This is a genomic window from Ferribacterium limneticum (genome assembly GCF_020510625.1).
In the GTDB taxonomy this organism is placed as follows: domain Bacteria; phylum Pseudomonadota; class Gammaproteobacteria; order Burkholderiales; family Rhodocyclaceae; genus Azonexus; species Azonexus limneticus_A.
Genome location: NZ_CP075191.1, coordinates 889,130 through 904,691 on the forward strand (window position 1 = coordinate 889,130; position 15,562 = coordinate 904,691).

16 protein-coding genes are annotated in these 15,562 nt (G+C 62.1%); 11 read left to right on the forward strand and 5 right to left on the reverse strand.

Going from position 1 to position 15,562, the window contains the following annotated elements; translation table 11 throughout:
• The 3 genes from tldD (at position 1) to KI617_RS04280 (ending at position 2,978) form a co-directional block, all read left to right on the forward strand.
• Positions 1–1,446 (forward strand): metalloprotease TldD, encoded by a 1,446-nt coding sequence (tldD, locus tag KI617_RS04270; RefSeq protein ID WP_226450784.1) that lies wholly within the window; start codon positions 1–3, stop codon positions 1,444–1,446.
• A 25-nt stretch (positions 1,447–1,471) separates the two neighbouring features.
• Positions 1,472–2,092 carry a c-type cytochrome gene (locus KI617_RS04275; RefSeq protein ID WP_226450785.1) on the forward strand — a complete coding sequence of 207 codons (621 nt, stop codon included), beginning with the start codon at positions 1,472–1,474 and terminating at the stop codon, positions 2,090–2,092.
• 103 nt (positions 2,093–2,195) lie between these two features.
• Positions 2,196–2,978 carry a type IV pili methyl-accepting chemotaxis transducer N-terminal domain-containing protein gene (locus KI617_RS04280; RefSeq protein ID WP_226450786.1) on the forward strand — a complete coding sequence of 261 codons (783 nt, stop codon included), beginning with the start codon at positions 2,196–2,198 and terminating at the stop codon, positions 2,976–2,978.
• Positions 2,979–3,034: 56 nt separating this feature from the next.
• Here KI617_RS04280 and KI617_RS04285 read toward each other — a convergent pair whose 3' ends face one another.
• Positions 3,035–3,400: a hypothetical protein gene (locus KI617_RS04285; RefSeq protein WP_226450787.1), complete on the reverse strand. Its 366-nt coding sequence runs from the start codon at positions 3,398–3,400 to the stop codon at positions 3,035–3,037.
• Between the two features lie 51 nt (positions 3,401–3,451).
• Between KI617_RS04285 and aroG the strand changes: the two genes are divergently transcribed.
• Positions 3,452–4,531 carry a 3-deoxy-7-phosphoheptulonate synthase AroG gene (gene aroG, locus KI617_RS04290; protein ID WP_226450788.1) on the forward strand — a complete coding sequence of 360 codons (1,080 nt, stop codon included), beginning with the start codon at positions 3,452–3,454 and terminating at the stop codon, positions 4,529–4,531.
• 285 nt (positions 4,532–4,816) lie between these two features.
• Here the strand turns inward: aroG and KI617_RS04295 are convergent, their stop codons facing one another.
• The 4 genes from KI617_RS04295 to KI617_RS04310 form a co-directional block, all read right to left on the reverse strand.
• Entirely contained in the window at positions 4,817–5,827 is a 1,011-nt protein-coding gene (locus KI617_RS04295; RefSeq protein WP_226450789.1) for an esterase/lipase family protein, read from the reverse strand.
• A 328-nt stretch (positions 5,828–6,155) separates the two neighbouring features.
• Positions 6,156–6,974 (reverse strand): crotonase/enoyl-CoA hydratase family protein, encoded by an 819-nt coding sequence (locus KI617_RS04300; protein ID WP_226450790.1) that lies wholly within the window; start codon positions 6,972–6,974, stop codon positions 6,156–6,158.
• A gap of 78 nt (positions 6,975–7,052) precedes the next feature.
• The gene (locus KI617_RS04305; RefSeq protein ID WP_226450791.1) at positions 7,053–7,262 is read right to left on the reverse strand and encodes a hypothetical protein; all 210 of its coding nucleotides are present in this window, start codon (positions 7,260–7,262) and stop codon (positions 7,053–7,055) included.
• Between the two features lie 52 nt (positions 7,263–7,314).
• Entirely contained in the window at positions 7,315–7,905 is a 591-nt protein-coding gene (locus tag KI617_RS04310) for a cob(I)yrinic acid a,c-diamide adenosyltransferase (RefSeq protein WP_226450792.1), read from the reverse strand.
• 62 nt (positions 7,906–7,967) lie between these two features.
• Between KI617_RS04310 and hyi the strand changes: the two genes are divergently transcribed.
• The 7 genes from hyi (at position 7,968) to KI617_RS04345 (ending at position 15,539) form a co-directional block, all read left to right on the forward strand.
• A complete protein-coding gene (gene hyi / locus KI617_RS04315) occupies positions 7,968–8,741 on the forward strand; it encodes a hydroxypyruvate isomerase (RefSeq protein WP_226450793.1) in 774 nt (257 codons plus the stop codon).
• A complete protein-coding gene (locus KI617_RS04320; RefSeq protein WP_226450794.1) occupies positions 8,738–9,994 on the forward strand; it encodes a glycerate kinase type-2 family protein in 1,257 nt (418 codons plus the stop codon). Before hyi ends, KI617_RS04320 begins: the two co-directional genes overlap by 4 nt.
• Positions 9,995–9,999: 5 nt before the next feature.
• Entirely contained in the window at positions 10,000–11,481 is a 1,482-nt protein-coding gene (locus tag KI617_RS04325) for an FAD-linked oxidase C-terminal domain-containing protein (protein WP_226450795.1), read from the forward strand.
• Complete coding sequence (glcE, locus tag KI617_RS04330; protein WP_226450796.1) at positions 11,481–12,530, forward strand: glycolate oxidase subunit GlcE; 1,050 nt, start codon at positions 11,481–11,483, stop codon at positions 12,528–12,530. The genes KI617_RS04325 and glcE overlap by 1 nt, the downstream gene beginning before the upstream one ends.
• A complete protein-coding gene (gene glcF / locus KI617_RS04335; RefSeq protein WP_226450797.1) occupies positions 12,530–13,765 on the forward strand; it encodes a glycolate oxidase subunit GlcF in 1,236 nt (411 codons plus the stop codon). The genes glcE and glcF overlap by 1 nt, the downstream gene beginning before the upstream one ends.
• Entirely contained in the window at positions 13,762–14,655 is an 894-nt protein-coding gene (locus KI617_RS04340) for an HDOD domain-containing protein (RefSeq protein ID WP_226450798.1), read from the forward strand. Before glcF ends, KI617_RS04340 begins: the two co-directional genes overlap by 4 nt.
• A gap of 86 nt (positions 14,656–14,741) precedes the next feature.
• Positions 14,742–15,539 carry a PP2C family protein-serine/threonine phosphatase gene (locus tag KI617_RS04345; protein WP_226450799.1) on the forward strand — a complete coding sequence of 266 codons (798 nt, stop codon included), beginning with the start codon at positions 14,742–14,744 and terminating at the stop codon, positions 15,537–15,539.
• Positions 15,540–15,562 lie beyond the last annotated feature (23 nt).

The window sequence follows — 15,562 nt, forward strand, 5'->3', positions numbered from 1 at the left end:
ATGATGCAAAACAGCGCGCTGGCGCAAGCCGAATCCCTGCTGCTGGCCCCCTTCTCGCTGACCGAAGGCGATCTGACGCGGACCTTTGGCCAGATCCTGACGCATCAGGTCGATTACGCCGACCTCTACTTCCAGTATTCGCGTTCCGAGGCGTGGAGCCTCGACGAGGGCATCGTCAAATCGGGCAGCTTCAATATCGACCAAGGCGTTGGTGTCCGCGCCCTGTCTGGTGAAAAGACCGCCTTTGCCTACTCCGACGACATCAGCGCCATGGCGCTGGGCGATGCCGCCAAGGCCGTGCGGGCGATTGCCGCAGCCGGCCAGAACGGCATTCTGCCGGCGCTTTCTGCCACGACGGCAGCCCGCTCGTTGTATGTGCCGCACGATCCGATCGCTTCCTTGCCGGCTGATGCCAAGGTCAAACTGCTCGAACGCCTGGAAGGTTTTGCCCGGGCGCTCGATCCGCGCGTCATGCAGGTCATGGCTTCGCTGGCCGGTGAATACGAGGTGATCCTCGTTGCCGGTTCCGATGGCCGCCTGGCGGCCGACATCCGCCCGCTGGTCCGTTGTTCCATTTCGGTCATCGTCGAGGAAAACGGCAAGCGCGAACAGGGTTCGGCCGGTGGTGGTGGCCGTTTCGACTTCGGCTATTTTGATGACGAAGTGCTCCAGCGCTACGCCAAGGAAGCCGTACATCAGGCCATCATCAACCTGCATGCCGAGCCGGCCCCGGCTGGCCAGATGACGGTGGTACTCGGCGCCGGCTGGCCGGGCATCCTGCTTCATGAAGCGGTTGGCCACGGCCTGGAAGGCGATTTCAACCGCAAGGGCAGCTCGGCTTTCAGTGGGCGTCTCGGCCAGCGCGTCGCAGCCAAGGGCGTCACCGTGATCGACGATGGCACCATCGCCGACCGTCGTGGTTCGCTGAACATCGACGATGAAGGCAACACCACGCAACGCACCGTGCTGATTGAGGATGGCATCCTCAAGGGCTACATGCAGGACAGCCTGAATGCCCGACTGATGGGCGTTTCGCCGACCGGCAACGGCCGTCGCGAGTCTTTTGCCCATCTGCCCCTGCCGCGCATGACCAACACCATGATGCTGGCTGGCGAGCACGATCCGGCGGAAATCATCAAGTCGGTCAAGAAGGGGATTTATGCGGCCAACTTTGGTGGCGGCCAGGTCGATATCACCAGCGGCAAGTTCGTTTTCTCGATGAGCGAGGCCTACCTGATCGAAGACGGCCAGGTGACCCGCCCGATCAAGGGAGCGACGCTGATCGGCAATGGCCCGGACGCGCTGACCCGTGTTTCCATGATCGGCAACGACCTGAAACTGGACCCCGGTGTTGGTACCTGCGGCAAGGATGGCCAGAGCGTGCCGGTCGGCGTCGGCCAGCCGACCCTGCGTATTGATGGACTGACCGTGGGCGGCACGGCATAATCCCTACACATTGTGAGGGAATTGTATGATGCGTTCATTTCTTGTGCTGGCTGGTTTGCTTGTTTCGACAACACTTTTCGCGCAGCCGACCGCGCCGGAACGCCTGAAAACGCTCCAGGCCGACCCCGCTGCGCAGAAAGCAGCGGTTGAAGCCGGCAAGAAGGCCGCCTTCTTTTGTGCCAACTGCCATGGTGAAGATGGCATCAGCAAGGCGCCCGAAGTGCCGAATCTGGCCGGTCAGAATCCGGCTTACCTGCTTGAACAGATTCGCAAATTTGGCAGTGGCGAGCGCAAGGACCAGTTCATGCAAGGGCTGATCAAGGTGCTCAAGGACGAAGAACGTGTCCAGATCGCCCTGTATTACGCCAATATCGCGGTATCGCCATCAACGGCCGATGCCGCGAAAGTGCCTCACGGCAAGGCTGTTTTTGCCAAGCTGTGCGTTCGCTGCCATGGTGAGCAGGCCCGCGGGGGCGAACTTTTTCCCCGTCTGGCGGGCCAGAAATTACCTTACCTGCAAACCGCCATTACTCAATATCGCGACGCTAAGGGAATTCGCAGCAACCAGTTGATGTCTATAGCAACATCGACCTTGAAAAATGACGACGTCACGGCTGTTGCCAACTATCTGACTCAGTTGCCCTGATCGGGTTTTGACAGTTGCTTCACATTGTTGATTTTCATCATGGTTGGATATCCGCGCTGATTGCTATTGTCCGTTTTTTAGGACGATTTATCCCGGAGGCCTCGTGAAGACATTCCTTGGTGTTGTGCTTGCCGTGCTTCTCGGCATGGGGGGCGGCGATGCGCTGGCCCAGGTCAGTGATATCAATTCAGCCATCAACAAGGCTGGATCCCTGCGCTTTCAGGCACATCGGATGGCCCGCCTCTACCTCCAGGTTGGAATGGGCATCGAAGCTGATCGCTCCAAGCGCCAGTTGGAGAGCGTTTCTGGTCTTTACGATCGCCGTCTGATCGAGCTGAAAAACTATGCGCCGACCCCGGAAATCAAGGAAACCTATGTTTCTCTGGAGAAAGCGTGGATCGGTTACAAGGATTTGTTGTTCGGCGCCAAGGTGTCGCCGGAGAATGCCCGCAAGATTGTTGAAGTCAGCGACCAACTGGTTAGCATTGCCAACAAGGCGACCGGACAGTTGGCGAGCTATTCCGGTAGCACCCAAGGTGGCCTGGTGAACGTTTCCGGGCGTCAGCGCATGCTGTCCCAGCGTATGGGCAAGTATTTCCAGGCCATGGCCTGGGGCGTGGCACCGGCCAATGCGCAGAGCGAGATCAACAAAGACCGGGCCGAATTCGTTCAGAAACTGGATGAATTGGCCGCGGCACCGAACAATACGCAAGCGATCAAGGACGAACTGGCTCTCGCGCGTCAGCAGTGGTTTTTCTTCGAGAATGCCCTGACTGGCCGCGAGGTCGACAAGAAGGTCAGTCAGATCAATGTGGCGACGACTGGCGAACGCATTCTTGAGACGATGGACAATATCGTTGGCATGTACGAGAAGCTGGCAAAGTAGGGAGCGGATAGCCTGCCAGGCGAGACCGTCAGAATAAATTGAGCTGGCGGTTTTGCTCAGTCGTGGTGCACGCTTTGACTTGTGAAGGGGCGAGCGCCGTTATGGCGTTGCTCAGCCCCTGTCGCCGGCAGGCCAGTTCTTCGCGCAGCAGGTTTGGCGAAAATCTGCGTTTCGAATCCAGCCCCGGCGACAGCCCCAGATAGGCATGCGTTGGTCGGGCGAGTCATTCCGGCTGATGATGCCTTCACGTTCTCGACCAGCAGGCGGGTTTTCGGCGGCTGAGTTTCAGCCGGCGCCCAGCCATCAGCCACGCTTTGCCGGGTATCGCTGCTGAAACGATGGTCGACATTGCTCGTTGCACCTCGCCCCTTGATGGGCGTGGCCGGAATTTCCGAAGAAGGGACGAGGTCGAAATCTTCCATGCTCATCCGGTAGAATGCCGGGTTTTCAGCAATATTTGAATGGGGCTGGCCATGACGCCGCAAAGTAAACCGAATACCGACGACCTGCGCATCAAGGAAATCAAGGAGCTGGTGCCGCCGGCCCACGTCTTCCGCGAGTATCCGGTGTCCACTCGGGCGGCGCAAACCACCTATGCCGCCCGCCAGGCCATCCATCGCGTGCTGCATGGTGCTGATGACCGCCTGCTGGTCGTCATCGGCCCCTGCTCGATCCATGACTACGATCTGGCCATGGACTACGCGAAGAAGCTGGCCAAGGAAGCCGAGAAATACGCCGAAGACCTGATCGTCGTCATGCGCGTCTATTTCGAAAAGCCGCGCACCACAGTCGGCTGGAAAGGCCTGATCAACGACCCGCGCATGGACAACACCTTCCGCATCAATGAAGGCCTGCGCCTGGCCCGCCGTATCCTGCTCGAAGTCAATGAGCTGGACCTGCCTTGCGCCACCGAGTTCCTCGACACCATCACCCCGCAATACACCGCCGATCTGATCGCCTGGGGCGCCATCGGTGCCCGCACCACCGAGTCGCAGGTGCATCGCGAACTGGCCTCCGGCCTTTCCTGTCCGGTCGGCTTCAAGAACGGTACCGATGGCAACATGCGCATTGCCGTCGACGCCATCCGCTCCGCCAATTCGCCGCACCACTTCCTGTCGGTGACCAAGTCCGGCCACACCGCCATCGTCTCGACGATGGGCAACGAGGACTGCCACGTCATCCTGCGCGGCGGCAAGGAACCGAACTACGATGCAGCCAGCGTCGACGCCGCCTGCACCGAAATCGCCAAGTCCGGCCTGGCTGCCCGCCTGATGGTCGATTTCTCGCACGGCAACAGCCGCAAGCAATACAAGCTGCAAATGGAAGTCTGCGACAGCGTTGCCGAACAGATCGCCGGTGGCGAAGACCGCATCGTAGGCGTCATGGTCGAATCCCACCTCGTCGAAGGCCGCCAGGACATTGTCGCGGACAAGCCGCTGACCTACGGCCAGAGCGTCACCGACGCCTGCATCAACTGGGACGATAGCCTGAAGGTGCTGGAAAAGCTGGCAGCAGCCGTTCGCGCTCGGCGGGTAGCTGAAGCTTCGGAATAAGCAGCACGCTGCAGCAGATAAGCAAAAAGCCCGACCGGTGAACCGGTCGGGCTTTTTGCTTTTTGATGATTGGTGGCTTTCGTTAGCGACGGCTGGGCCGGGCCGTATTTCGAGAGATTGTCGTTCGTCTTGCCCCGATTTTTGTGGTCTGATGACAAATGGAAACTCAACGTCTCCAGCGTGCCCTTTGCAGACCTAGCCGCAGTCTGAAAGCGGCCAATCAAAACGGAAAACCGTGATCCCCTATTGTTCTTGCCATCGCGGGAGCGGGCAATAAATTTGGCGTCAGTATAGCTCTGCTATCAGCAGGTTGAAGGCCGCCTCGCGTTCCGCTGCGGTGGAGGCCAGCAAACCCTGCTGTTGCAGAATCGAAATCAACTGGCGCGGCGCGACTCCTTTGTAGCCGACGATCTCCACGTGGCCGGCCGCCACTTCGACGTTGGCAAGGCGCGGGTAGCTGTCGATGATCGGCTGGTACTGCTCGGCTAGGCTGAAGATATAGTCGCTCTCCACGCAAGCGCCCTTGTCGTCACGACGGCGGCAGCTGTCGCGCTCATCCGTCACCACCTTCAGGTAGCGCTGGACTGAGGCGATCAGCGGACCGGGGCGGCGGATGAAATCAGAAGATGAAGTGATTTCGTACCAGTTGTCGCCGCTGACCGCCCGGCAACTGAGCGGCACCAGACCGAAACTAGCCCAGTGCAAACCGCGATAGCCGCATGGACTCGCCGCCGCAATGCCGGAAAGTGGCGCCGAGACGGTTACCAGGTTCACGTTAAGCGCATCGCGCTCCCACTCGGATCTGTGCTCGCCTTCCATCGACTTCCTCGCTATCAGTCCGCCCATACTGTGACCAATAACCGTAATGTCGCGATTGCGCACTTTCCCCGCCAGAGCCCCGACCGCCTCAGCCAGCTGTGTGGCGCTTTGGACCAAGCTGGCCCGGTCGTCATAGCTGAAACAGACCGCCTGTTGGCCATGAAACGCATAGAGCTGAGCGAGGGAGCGGAACCGTCCCGCTGAACCATTACAACCGTGCACCAGAATGGTGACCGGCTGTGATGAGTCGAGGGACATATCCTTCTCCGGCGTATCGGTACAGGAGCCCAACTGTGGGATTCGGACGGTGATATCGGGCGCCGGGAGTTTGCCGGCTTCCAGGGGTGAGGGGTCGATAGTCGGCGGTTGGAGAAGTGCACAACCCGAAACCAGGCTCGCAAGAAACCCTGCAATAAAGATGCTGCGAACAACAGGCACGCCAAGCGCAAGACAGTTCAATTTAATGTTGATGCTCATGCGATCTAGCCTAAATCAAAATGCCCGCCGATAGGAACCAAGAAAAAATTGTCCGTGATGCAGCGAAACATACCGCATAACTTTGAAGTGAGCGGCCTACGCGGCTTTTCGCGCAGGTCCGGTGGAATGATAGGTTGGAGATGCTTACGTTTATATGAGCCAATAGCGAAATCTTTACCGCAATCAACGCATTTGTCATTTTTGAAGGAAGCTAGCGCCCCAAAGGCGGCTTTGGGTGAGCATTCTCATGTCCGCTCCTGGCCGTACAGAGACGATTGGCTAATCGCGCAGGGAAGTGTTTTGTCGCACCACCTCCCTGTCTCCGGTCTTAATCCGCAAACCTCGCCGGACGCCGTTCTTGTTGGGCGGTGATTGACTCGTTCAGGTCCGCTGACAGCAGCATGGCTGCATTCCAGGTGGCGACGTAATTCAGTCCATCGCTGACTGAATGGTCGCGGCTGTAGTTCATCACTTCCTTGAGGCCGCGCGTGGCGAGGGGGGATTTGGTGGCGATGGTTTTCGCCAGTTGGCGGACTTCTTCGGCCAAGGTGGCAGAGGCAAACGTCCGGTTTACCAGTCCCAGCTTTTCCGCTTCGGTCGCATCGACGTTGCGGCCGGTGTAGGCCAGCTCGCGGGCCATGCCGTCGCCGATCAGGCGGGGCAGGCGTTGCAGGGTGCCGACGTCGGCGACCATGCCGAGGTCGATTTCCTTGATCGAGAAAATGGCATCCGCTGCGGCGTAGCGCATGTCGCAGCAGGTGACCAGATCGAGCGCGCCACCGACGCAGGCACCCTGGATGGCGGCGAGAACCGGTTTGCGGCAGCGCTCGATGCTGCTCAGGCAATCCTGCAGGTCGAGGATCAGGCGGCGCAGGGCTTCGCGGCTGCGGGCGCCATCCGGGTTGGCGATCTGCTGCTGAATGCTGCCGAGCATGGCTAGATCGATGCCGGCACAGAAGTTCTTGCCGGCGCCGGACAGGATGGCGACGCGGGCTTCCGGTGTGCTATCGACCCACTCGAAGGCTTGGCGGATTTCCTGCCACATCGCTGCATTCATGGCATTCGATTTGTCTGGGCGGTCGAGGCAGACCTCGGCGATGTGGTCGCTGAGGGTGACGGTGAGTGTGCTGAATCCGGGGGCTTGCATCGGCTTGTCTCCTGATGGTTTATGGATTTTTGGCCGATGTTACGCGAATTTTTTGGCGCCGAGGCGCCGGGGGGCTGGTCAGGCCATGCCGGCCAGGGCGGCGGCGAGGTCGGCGTTGTCGTCCTTGCCCTCGATCTTGCCGTGTTGGGTCTCGATTTCGACGACGTAGCCGAATTCACGCAGCGTTTCTGCCCAGTATTCCGCCTCTTTGCGCGCAGGATGCCAGGGCCCGTGTTCGATGATCGGGCGGGCGGTGCCGTTGCGGTAGGTGGTCTTGACGCGGAACACGGTTTAACTGGGCTCTGGTGGGCTACCGGCCGTGGCCGGATCGCCGAAAATATCAGGCAGCGTTCTTGCCTTTCTGCCACAGTACGTCACCGCGTCCGCCGGCCCGGTTGAGGGCGCGGCCGAGGATGAAGAGCAGGTCGGAAAGGCGATTGATAAAGCGACGGGCCGCATCGGACAGCGGCTCGGCGCCATGCAGGCGGACCATCGAACGTTCGGCGCGCCGGCAAATGGTGCGGCAGACATGGGCGATGGCGGCCGGGCGGGTGCCGCCGGGCAGGATGAATTCCTTGAGCATCGGCAGGTCGTGGTTGAACTCATCAGCCAGTTCTTCCAGGCGGGCGACCTGGGCGTCCTTCATGATGTTCATGCCGGGCAGGCAGAGTTCGCCGCCCAGGTCGAACAGGTCGTGCTGGATGTCGAGCAGCGCGGCGCGCACGCGGGCGGGGATGTCCTCGCAGAGCAGCAGGCCGATGTTTGAGTTGAGTTCATCGACTTCGCCGATCGAGTCGATGCGCAGGCTGTCCTTGGTTGTCCGGCTGCCGTCGCCAAGGCCGGTGGTGCCGGCATCGCCGGTGCGGGTGACGATCTTCGAGAGGCGGTTGCCCTTGCGCTCGGTGTCGCTAGTGTTCTGGATTTCGCTCACAGTGTTTCTCCTTCAATGGGCCAGATTATACTGACTGCCCCGTGCAACAGACTGTCGCCCCCATGCCAAAGTTCGCCGCCAACCTCAGTTTTCTGTTCACCGACCTGCCGTTTCATGATCGTTTCAAACAGGCAGCGGCCGCTGGGTTTCAGGGCGTTGAATACCTGTTCCCCTACGACTGGCCGGCGCACGATGTCGCTGAGTGGCTGAAGGCGGCCGATGTCGAACAGGTGCTGTTCAATCTGCCGCCCGGCGACTGGGCGGCCGGCGAGCGCGGCCTGGCCTGTTTGCCGCACCGGCAGGGCGAGTTCGTCGAAGGCGTCGAACTGGCGCTCGATTACGCCATGCTGCTCGATTGCGAGCGCGTGCACTGCATGGCCGGCTTGCGGCCGGGGCAGGTGCCTGAAGTCGAGCTCGAAGCCACCTACATAGCCAACCTGCAGTTTGCCGCCGACCGTTTCGCCACCATCGGCGCGACAGTGATGATCGAACCGATCAACAGCCACATCGACATGCCCGGCTACTGGCTGGACGACATCGACAAGGCCCTGCGCCTGATCGAGTCGATCGACCGCAGCAACGTCAAGTTGCAACTCGACCTCTATCACGCCCAGATCATCCAGGGCGACCTGGCGCGGACGATCGAGGAAAACATCCAGCACATCGGCCACGTCCAGATTGCCGACAATCCGGGGCGCCACGAGCCCGGCACCGGCGAGATCCATTACCCCTTCATCTTTGCGCTGCTCGATCGCCTGGCTTACGCCGGTTGGGTGGGCTGCGAATACAAGCCGCTGACCACCACCGAGGCCGGCCTGGGCTGGATGACGAAGTGACGGCGCGCGAAAAGCTGCGCCGCCTGTTCGATGCCGCCATTGCGGCGGCCGATCCGGCGCTGTGCGTGCCGCTGCATTTGCCGCCGGATGATGGCGGCCGGCTGATCGTGATTGGTACCGGCAAGGCGTCGGCTGCCATGGCGCGGGCCGTCGAGCAACATTGGTCCGGGCCGCTCGATGGTCTGGTTGTCACGCGCTATGGGCATGGCGTGCCGTGCGAACGGATTGAGATCGTCGAGGCGGCGCATCCGGTGCCTGATACCGCGGGCGAAGCGGCCGCAGCGAGAATTCTGGCGAAGGTTTCCGGGTTGGGATCGACGGATCGTGTACTGGCGCTGATCTCAGGCGGTGGCTCGGCCCTGCTGGCGGCACCGGCCGCTGGCGTGACGCTGGCCGAGAAGCGGGCGCTCACCTCGGCGCTGCTCAAGTCGGGCGCCAGCATTGGCGAGATCAACTGCGTGCGCAAACACCTGTCGGCGATCAAGGGCGGGCGGCTGGCCGCCGCAGCCTGGCCGGCCAGCGTCCTGACCCTGGCGATTTCTGACGTGCCGGGCGATGACCCGGCGGTGATCGCTTCCGGGCCAACGGTGGCTGATCCGACAACTTGTGCCGAGGCGCTGCAGGTGCTCGATTTCTACGGCATCGAAATTTCCCCGTCGCTCCGCCAGCGATTGATGGCTGGCGAACTGGAAACGCCCAAGGCCGGCGACGCCCGACTGGCGCGCAGCGAATTCCGGCTGGTCGCCAGCCCGCGCCAGATGCTCGAAGCCGCGGCCGCCGAAGCACGGCGGCTCGGCATCACACCCTTGATCCTCGGCGACGCCATCGAAGGCGAAGCGCGGGAAGTCGGCAAGGCCATGGCCGGCATGGCTCGCGCTTCAGCGCAGCATGGTTTTCCCGCCCAGCGGCCGTGCGTTCTGCTCTCCGGCGGCGAAACCACCGTGACCGTCAAGGCACCTGGGCGGGGTGGGCGCAACACGGAATTCCTGCTCGGCCTGGCGCTGGGTCTTGATGGTGCCCCGGGTATCCACGCGCTGGCAGCCGACACCGATGGCATCGACGGCAGCGAGGACAATGCCGGCGCCTTCATCAGCCCGGAGACACTGGCCCGGGCGCGGGCCGCCGGCCTCGATCCGCGCGCCCATCTGGCGGCCAACGACGCCTGGGGATTCTTTGCCGGGCTGGGCGACCTGCTGGTCACCGGCCCGACCCGGACCAACGTCAACGACTTTCGCGCCATCCTCGTAGAATGACCGCCATGAGCTCAACCGAACCCGTTTTCCAGACCGACCGCAGCGCGCTGGCCCGCCGTCTGAAGACGATTCTGCCGCCCCATTGCCTGCTGATCGATGAAGAGGATCTGCGCCCCTACGAGTGCGACGGCCTGACCGCCTACCGTGAGTTGCCAATGGCCGTCTGCCTGCCGGAAACCGAGGGCCAGGTCATCGACGTGCTGCGCAACTGTCACCAGCTCGGCGTGCCGGTCGTGGCGCGTGGCGCGGGGACGGGCCTTTCCGGCGGCGCGATGCCGCATGCGCAGGGCGTCGTGCTGTCGCTGGCCCGTTTCAACAAGATTCTGCGTGTTGATCGCGAAGCGCGGCTGGCGGTGGTCCAGCCCGGTGTGCGCAATCTGGCTGTCTCGGAGGCGGCGGCGCCCTTCGGCCTCTACTACGCACCCGATCCGTCGTCGCAGATCGCCTGTACGCTGGGCGGCAACGTGGCTGAAAACTCGGGTGGCGTGCATTGCCTGAAATACGGCCTGACCGTGCACAACGTGCTGCGCATCCGCGTCATTAGCATCGAAGGCGAGGTGTTCGAGATCGGCTCGGAAGCGCCGGATGCCGCGGGCTATGACCTGCTGGCCCTGCTGATTGGCTCCGAAGGCATGCTCGGCGTGGTGACCGAAGTCACCGTCAAGCTGGTGCCCAAGCCGGAACTGGCGCAGGTGGTGATGGCCTCGTTCGACGATGTCGCCAAGGCGGGCGATGCGGTGGCGGCCATCATCGCCGCCGGCATCATCCCGGCCGGGCTGGAGATGATGGACAAGCCGGCGACGGCCGCCGTCGAGCCCTTCGTCAAGGCGGGCTACGACCTGAATGCCGAGGCCATCCTGCTTTGCGAGTCGGACGGCACGCCGGAGGAAGTGGCCGAGGAAATCGCCCGGGTGACCGAGGTGTTGAATGCGGCCGGAGCCAGCGAAATTCGCGTGTCGCAAAGCGAGGCCGAGCGCCTGCGCTTCTGGGCCGGGCGCAAGGCGGCCTTTCCGGCCGTCGGCCGCATCACGCCGGATTACTACTGCATGGACGGCACCATCCCCCGCAAGCGGCTGGCTGAAATGCTCTCCGCCATCGCCGGAATGGAAATCAAGTACGGCCTGCGCTGTGCCAACGTTTTTCACGCCGGCGACGGCAACCTGCACCCGCTGATCATGTACGACGCCTCGCAGCCGGGCAACTGGGAGCGCGCCGAAGCCTTCGGGGCGGAAATCCTCGAACTGTCGGTTGCCCTGGGCGGTTCGATCACCGGCGAACACGGCGTCGGCATCGAAAAGATCAACCAGATGTGCTCGCAGTACGCGACGCCGGAACTGGAAGCCTTCCATCGCATCAAGGCGGCTTTCGATGAAAGCGGCCTGCTCAACCCCGGCAAGGCGGTGCCCAGCCTGCACCGCTGCGCCGAATACGGCCGCATGCACGTGCATCATGGCGACGTGAAGTTTCCCGAGCTGGAGCGCTTCTGATGACGCTCGACAAGATTGTCTTGGCGGTCCGGTCGGCGCATGCAAGTCATACCCCGCTGCGCATCCGCGGGGCCGGTAGCAAGGATTTCTACGGCGGCCTGCTGGCTGGCGACCTGCTCGATGTGTCGGGCTATCGCGGCATCACTGCCTACGAGCCGACCGAGCTGTACATGACCGCCCGCTGTGGCACGCCGCTCAGCGAGATCGAGGCAGTCCTGGCGGAAAAGGGCCAGATGCTGGCCTTCGAGCCGCCGCAGTTTTCCGGGGCGACCGCTGGCGGCTGCGTTGCTGCCGGGTTGTCCGGCCCGCGCCGGCAACAGGCCGGGGCGGTGCGTGACTTCGTGCTCGGCGTGAAACTGGTCGATGGCAGCGGGCAGGTGCTGAAATTCGGCGGCCAGGTCATGAAAAATGTGGCCGGCTACGATGTTTCCCGCCTGATCGCCGGCAGCCTCGGCACGCTGGGTGTCATCGCCGAAGTGACGCTGAAGGTGTTGCCGAAACCGGTTGCCGAGCAGACGCTGGTTTTCGCGTTGGACCAGACTGAGGCGCTGAAGAAGCTCAATCATTGGGGCGGTCAGCCGCTGCCGATTTCTGCCTCCTTCTGGCATCAGGGACAGTTATGGTTGCGCCTGTCCGGGGCCGGGGCTGCCGTCGAGGCGGCCTGTCGCAAGCTGGGCGGTACGTCGGCGGTCAATTCAGATCAGCACTGGCATTCGGTGCGCGAGCAGGCGCATCCGGCTTTCGCCAGTGATGTCCTGTGGCGCCTGGCCTTGCCGTCGACAGCGCCGTGTCCGGGGCTGGATGGCCTGCGGGCCATCGAGTGGGGCGGTGCGCTGCGTTGGTATGCCGGCGAGCAGGCGGCAATTCGGGGCGCCGCGGCCCGCCTCGGTGGCCACGCCGTACTGTATCGGGCGCCGGAATCGCTGCGTTGCCTGGAAGGGGCCTTCGCGCCGCTGTCGCCGGCCCTGCTGGCGCTGCACAGGCGCCTGAAGAAAGCCTTCGATCCGAAGGGCATCCTCAATCCCGGTCGCCTTTACGCGGAGTTCTGATGGACACCAAGATCACCGACGAACTGCGCGCCACCCATGCCGGCCAGGTCGCCGAGGAAATCCTGCGCAAGTGCGTGCATTGCGGCTTCTGCACGGCAACCTGCCCGACCTACCAGCTGCTGGGCGACGAGCTGGATGGCCCGCGCGGCCGTATCTACCTGATCAAGCAGGTGCTCGAAGGCAAGGCGGTGACCGAGAAGACGCGCACCCATCTCGACCGTTGCCTGACCTGCCGTTCTTGCGAAACGACCTGCCCATCCGGGGTGAAATACAGTCATCTGCTCGATGTCGGGCGGGCGGTGGTCGAGCAAAAACTGCCTCGACGTCTCAGCGATCGAGTGACCCGTGTCCTGCTCAAGACGGTTCTGCCCAACCCGGCGCTGTTTTCGCCAGCCGTCGCTCTGGGCCGCCTGATGAAACCTTTGTTGCCCTCATCGCTGGCTGACAAGTTGCCGCCGGCACCGGCCGCCGGACGGCCGTGGCCAACGGCGAGCCGCCACCCGCGCCGCATGCTGGCGCTGGCCGGCTGCGTCCAGCCTGCGCTGGCGCCGAATATCAATGCAGCGATGGCTCGCGTGTTGGATCGGCTGGGTATCAGCTTGTTCGAGGAAGCCAAAGCCGGCTGCTGCGGTGCCGTGCGTTTTCACCTGAACGATCAGGACGCCGGCAAGGCCGACATGCGTCGCAACATCGACGCCTGGTGGCCACATGTCGAGGCGGGTGTCGAAGCCATCGTCGTCACCGCCTCCGGTTGCGGCGTACAGGTCCGGGATTACGGCCATATCCTCGCGGATGATGTTGAATATGCCGAAAAGGCGGCAAGAGTCAGCGCCCTGTGCCGCGATCCCTCGGAGATCCTGACCGAAGAAAAAAGCGGCTTGTTGCCCTTGCTGTCAGCCAGGCCGCAAGCGCGCGGCAAGCTGGCTTTCCATTCGCCTTGCACCTTGCAGCACGGGCTGAAGATACGCGGGGTGATCGAAAAGGTATTATCGGCGGCTGGCTATGAATTGACGCCGGTGGCCGATGGCCATTTGTGCTGCGGTTCGGCCGGTACTTATGCCGTGCTGCAACCGGAATTGGCCGGCCGCTTGCGGGAAAACAAGCTGGCTGCCCTGAATGGCGGTGGCCCGGCACTGGTAGCGACAGCCAATATTGGCTGCCTGATCCATTTGCAGGCGGGTAGTGTCTTGCCGGTTCGGCACTGGATAGAACTGATTGACGAGGTTGTTGAATGAGCAGTGCCGGAACATCCGTTTTTGAAATCACGCAGTCCTTGGGCGAAGTCGATGCGGCTCGAATCAAGCGCCTGCTCGAAGGCGGGGTAAAAATTCCGCCCCAGCCGCGGGTGCTGGAAGAGCTGCGCAAGCACATGAAACGCAGCGAAATGGATGTGCGTCTGCTGGCCAGGGTCATCAATCAGGACCCGGGGCTGACTGCCATGTTGTTCAAGGTGGTTGGCAATTCGGCTTATCGGCAGCACCAGCCCTTTGGGACGGTTGAGGAAATCCTGCACGCCGTCGGTGTGCGCCAGACCTTCAATCTTGTCCAGGCGATCGCCCTGTCGGGGGCTGGCGAGATCAAGAAAAATCGTCTGGTCTACGAGACTTTCTGGGCGCGCTCGCATGCCATCGGCCAACTGGCCATGCTGATTGCCGATGAACGCATCGCGGTTTGTAAGGTTTTTCCGGATCAGGCCTACCTGGCTGGCATCTTTCACGATTGCGGCGTGCCGCTGCTGATGCAGCGCTTTCCCACCTACTGCGCCGAAATGCGCCTTGGTACGCCGGGGTGCTGGGTCGACCTGGCCGAGGAAGACCGGAAATTCAATGCCGACCATTGCGTGGTGGGCTATCTGGTCGCTCGCCACTGGCATCTGCCGGAATTCATTTGTGACGCGATTCGTTATCACCATGCCATCGGCGAACTTGGCCTGCACGAGGCGCGCAGCATGGTGGCCATCATCCAGCTGGCGGAAGACATCCATTGCCTCGATCATCGGGTTCCAAATCCGGAATGGGACAGGATCAAGGCTGATGTCCTGCCCGAACTCGGGCTTAACGAAGAGGCGCTTCCCGAATTCGTGGATGTCATTCTTGAGCGCTTCAACGGCTGTGTCGAGGCCTGAATGACGCATGCCCATACCCGTTATGCAACAGTGTTAAACGGAGTGTATGGCTTTCGTGATAATCTTTCCGGCCACAAGGAGGGAAGATGGCGATAGCAGTAGATGCCTGTGCCGCACAGCATCAGGGAGACCGCAAGGAACAGCAGGACCGCGTTGCAATATTGCCGCATGCCCGCGCCAGAGGGGTGGCGCTGGCGGTGGTTGCCGACGGCATGGGCGGCCATACCGGTGGCGCCCTGGCGGCTGAGCAGGTAGTGCACACTGCAAAAACCAATCTGGATCAGTTTGCGACGGCCGAAGAGAGTTCGCAGCGCATGCTTGAAAACAGCATGCGGGAGGCGCACACCATGATCAAGGCCTCGCGCTTCATGAACGAAAAAGACCCACACAGCACGGCCGTGATGTTGCTGTTGCAGCCGGGGCGCGTCACCTGGGGGCACTGCGGCGATAGCCGGCTCTATCATTTTCGCGGCAAACAACTCGTTGGACGGACCATCGATCACTCCTATGTCGAGCATCTGCTGGCGGCCGGGAAAATCACGCCGGAACAGGCCTTGAACCATCCCAACCGCAATGTCCTGCTCGCTTCGCTGGGCGGCCAGGATGATCCAAAAATAACGCTGGCCGAAGTGACCGAGCCGGCGGCAGGCGATGCCTTCGTTCTTTGCTCGGATGGCCTGTGGGCCTACTTTGACGATGAAGAGCTGGGCACACTGGTTGCCGACAACTCGGCGCGTCAGGCCTGCGAAATCCTGATCGACAAGGCGCGGCAACGGGCCAAGGGCGGTGGCGACAATCTCTCGCTGGCCATCATCAAGCTGAATGAGGCTTTGCCGAAGAAACCGACCCCGCCGGCCGGTTTCGTGCCGCGCTTGCCTTCCTGATTTTTCCGGGGCAAACAAAAATG

What these genes read in the sequence shown, in the direction of transcription:
- KI617_RS04285 (WP_226450787.1), bottom strand. Translation starts at nt 3,400, where the DNA reads ATGGAAGATTTCGACCTCGTCCCTTCTTCGGAAATTCCGGCCACGCCC.
- tldD (WP_226450784.1), top strand. Translation starts at nt 1, where the DNA reads ATGATGCAAAACAGCGCGCTGGCGCAAGCCGAATCCCTGCTGCTGGCC.
- KI617_RS04345 (WP_226450799.1), top strand. Translation starts at nt 14,742, where the DNA reads ATGGCGATAGCAGTAGATGCCTGTGCCGCACAGCATCAGGGAGACCGC.
- KI617_RS04275 (WP_226450785.1), top strand. Translation starts at nt 1,472, where the DNA reads ATGATGCGTTCATTTCTTGTGCTGGCTGGTTTGCTTGTTTCGACAACA.
- KI617_RS04300 (WP_226450790.1), bottom strand. Translation starts at nt 6,974, where the DNA reads ATGCAAGCCCCCGGATTCAGCACACTCACCGTCACCCTCAGCGACCAC.
- hyi (WP_226450793.1), top strand. Translation starts at nt 7,968, where the DNA reads ATGCCAAAGTTCGCCGCCAACCTCAGTTTTCTGTTCACCGACCTGCCG.
- glcE (WP_226450796.1), top strand. Translation starts at nt 11,481, where the DNA reads ATGACGCTCGACAAGATTGTCTTGGCGGTCCGGTCGGCGCATGCAAGT.
- KI617_RS04340 (WP_226450798.1), top strand. Translation starts at nt 13,762, where the DNA reads ATGAGCAGTGCCGGAACATCCGTTTTTGAAATCACGCAGTCCTTGGGC.
- aroG (WP_226450788.1), top strand. Translation starts at nt 3,452, where the DNA reads ATGACGCCGCAAAGTAAACCGAATACCGACGACCTGCGCATCAAGGAA.
- KI617_RS04295 (WP_226450789.1), bottom strand. Translation starts at nt 5,827, where the DNA reads ATGAGCATCAACATTAAATTGAACTGTCTTGCGCTTGGCGTGCCTGTT.
- glcF (WP_226450797.1), top strand. Translation starts at nt 12,530, where the DNA reads ATGGACACCAAGATCACCGACGAACTGCGCGCCACCCATGCCGGCCAG.
- KI617_RS04325 (WP_226450795.1), top strand. Translation starts at nt 10,000, where the DNA reads ATGAGCTCAACCGAACCCGTTTTCCAGACCGACCGCAGCGCGCTGGCC.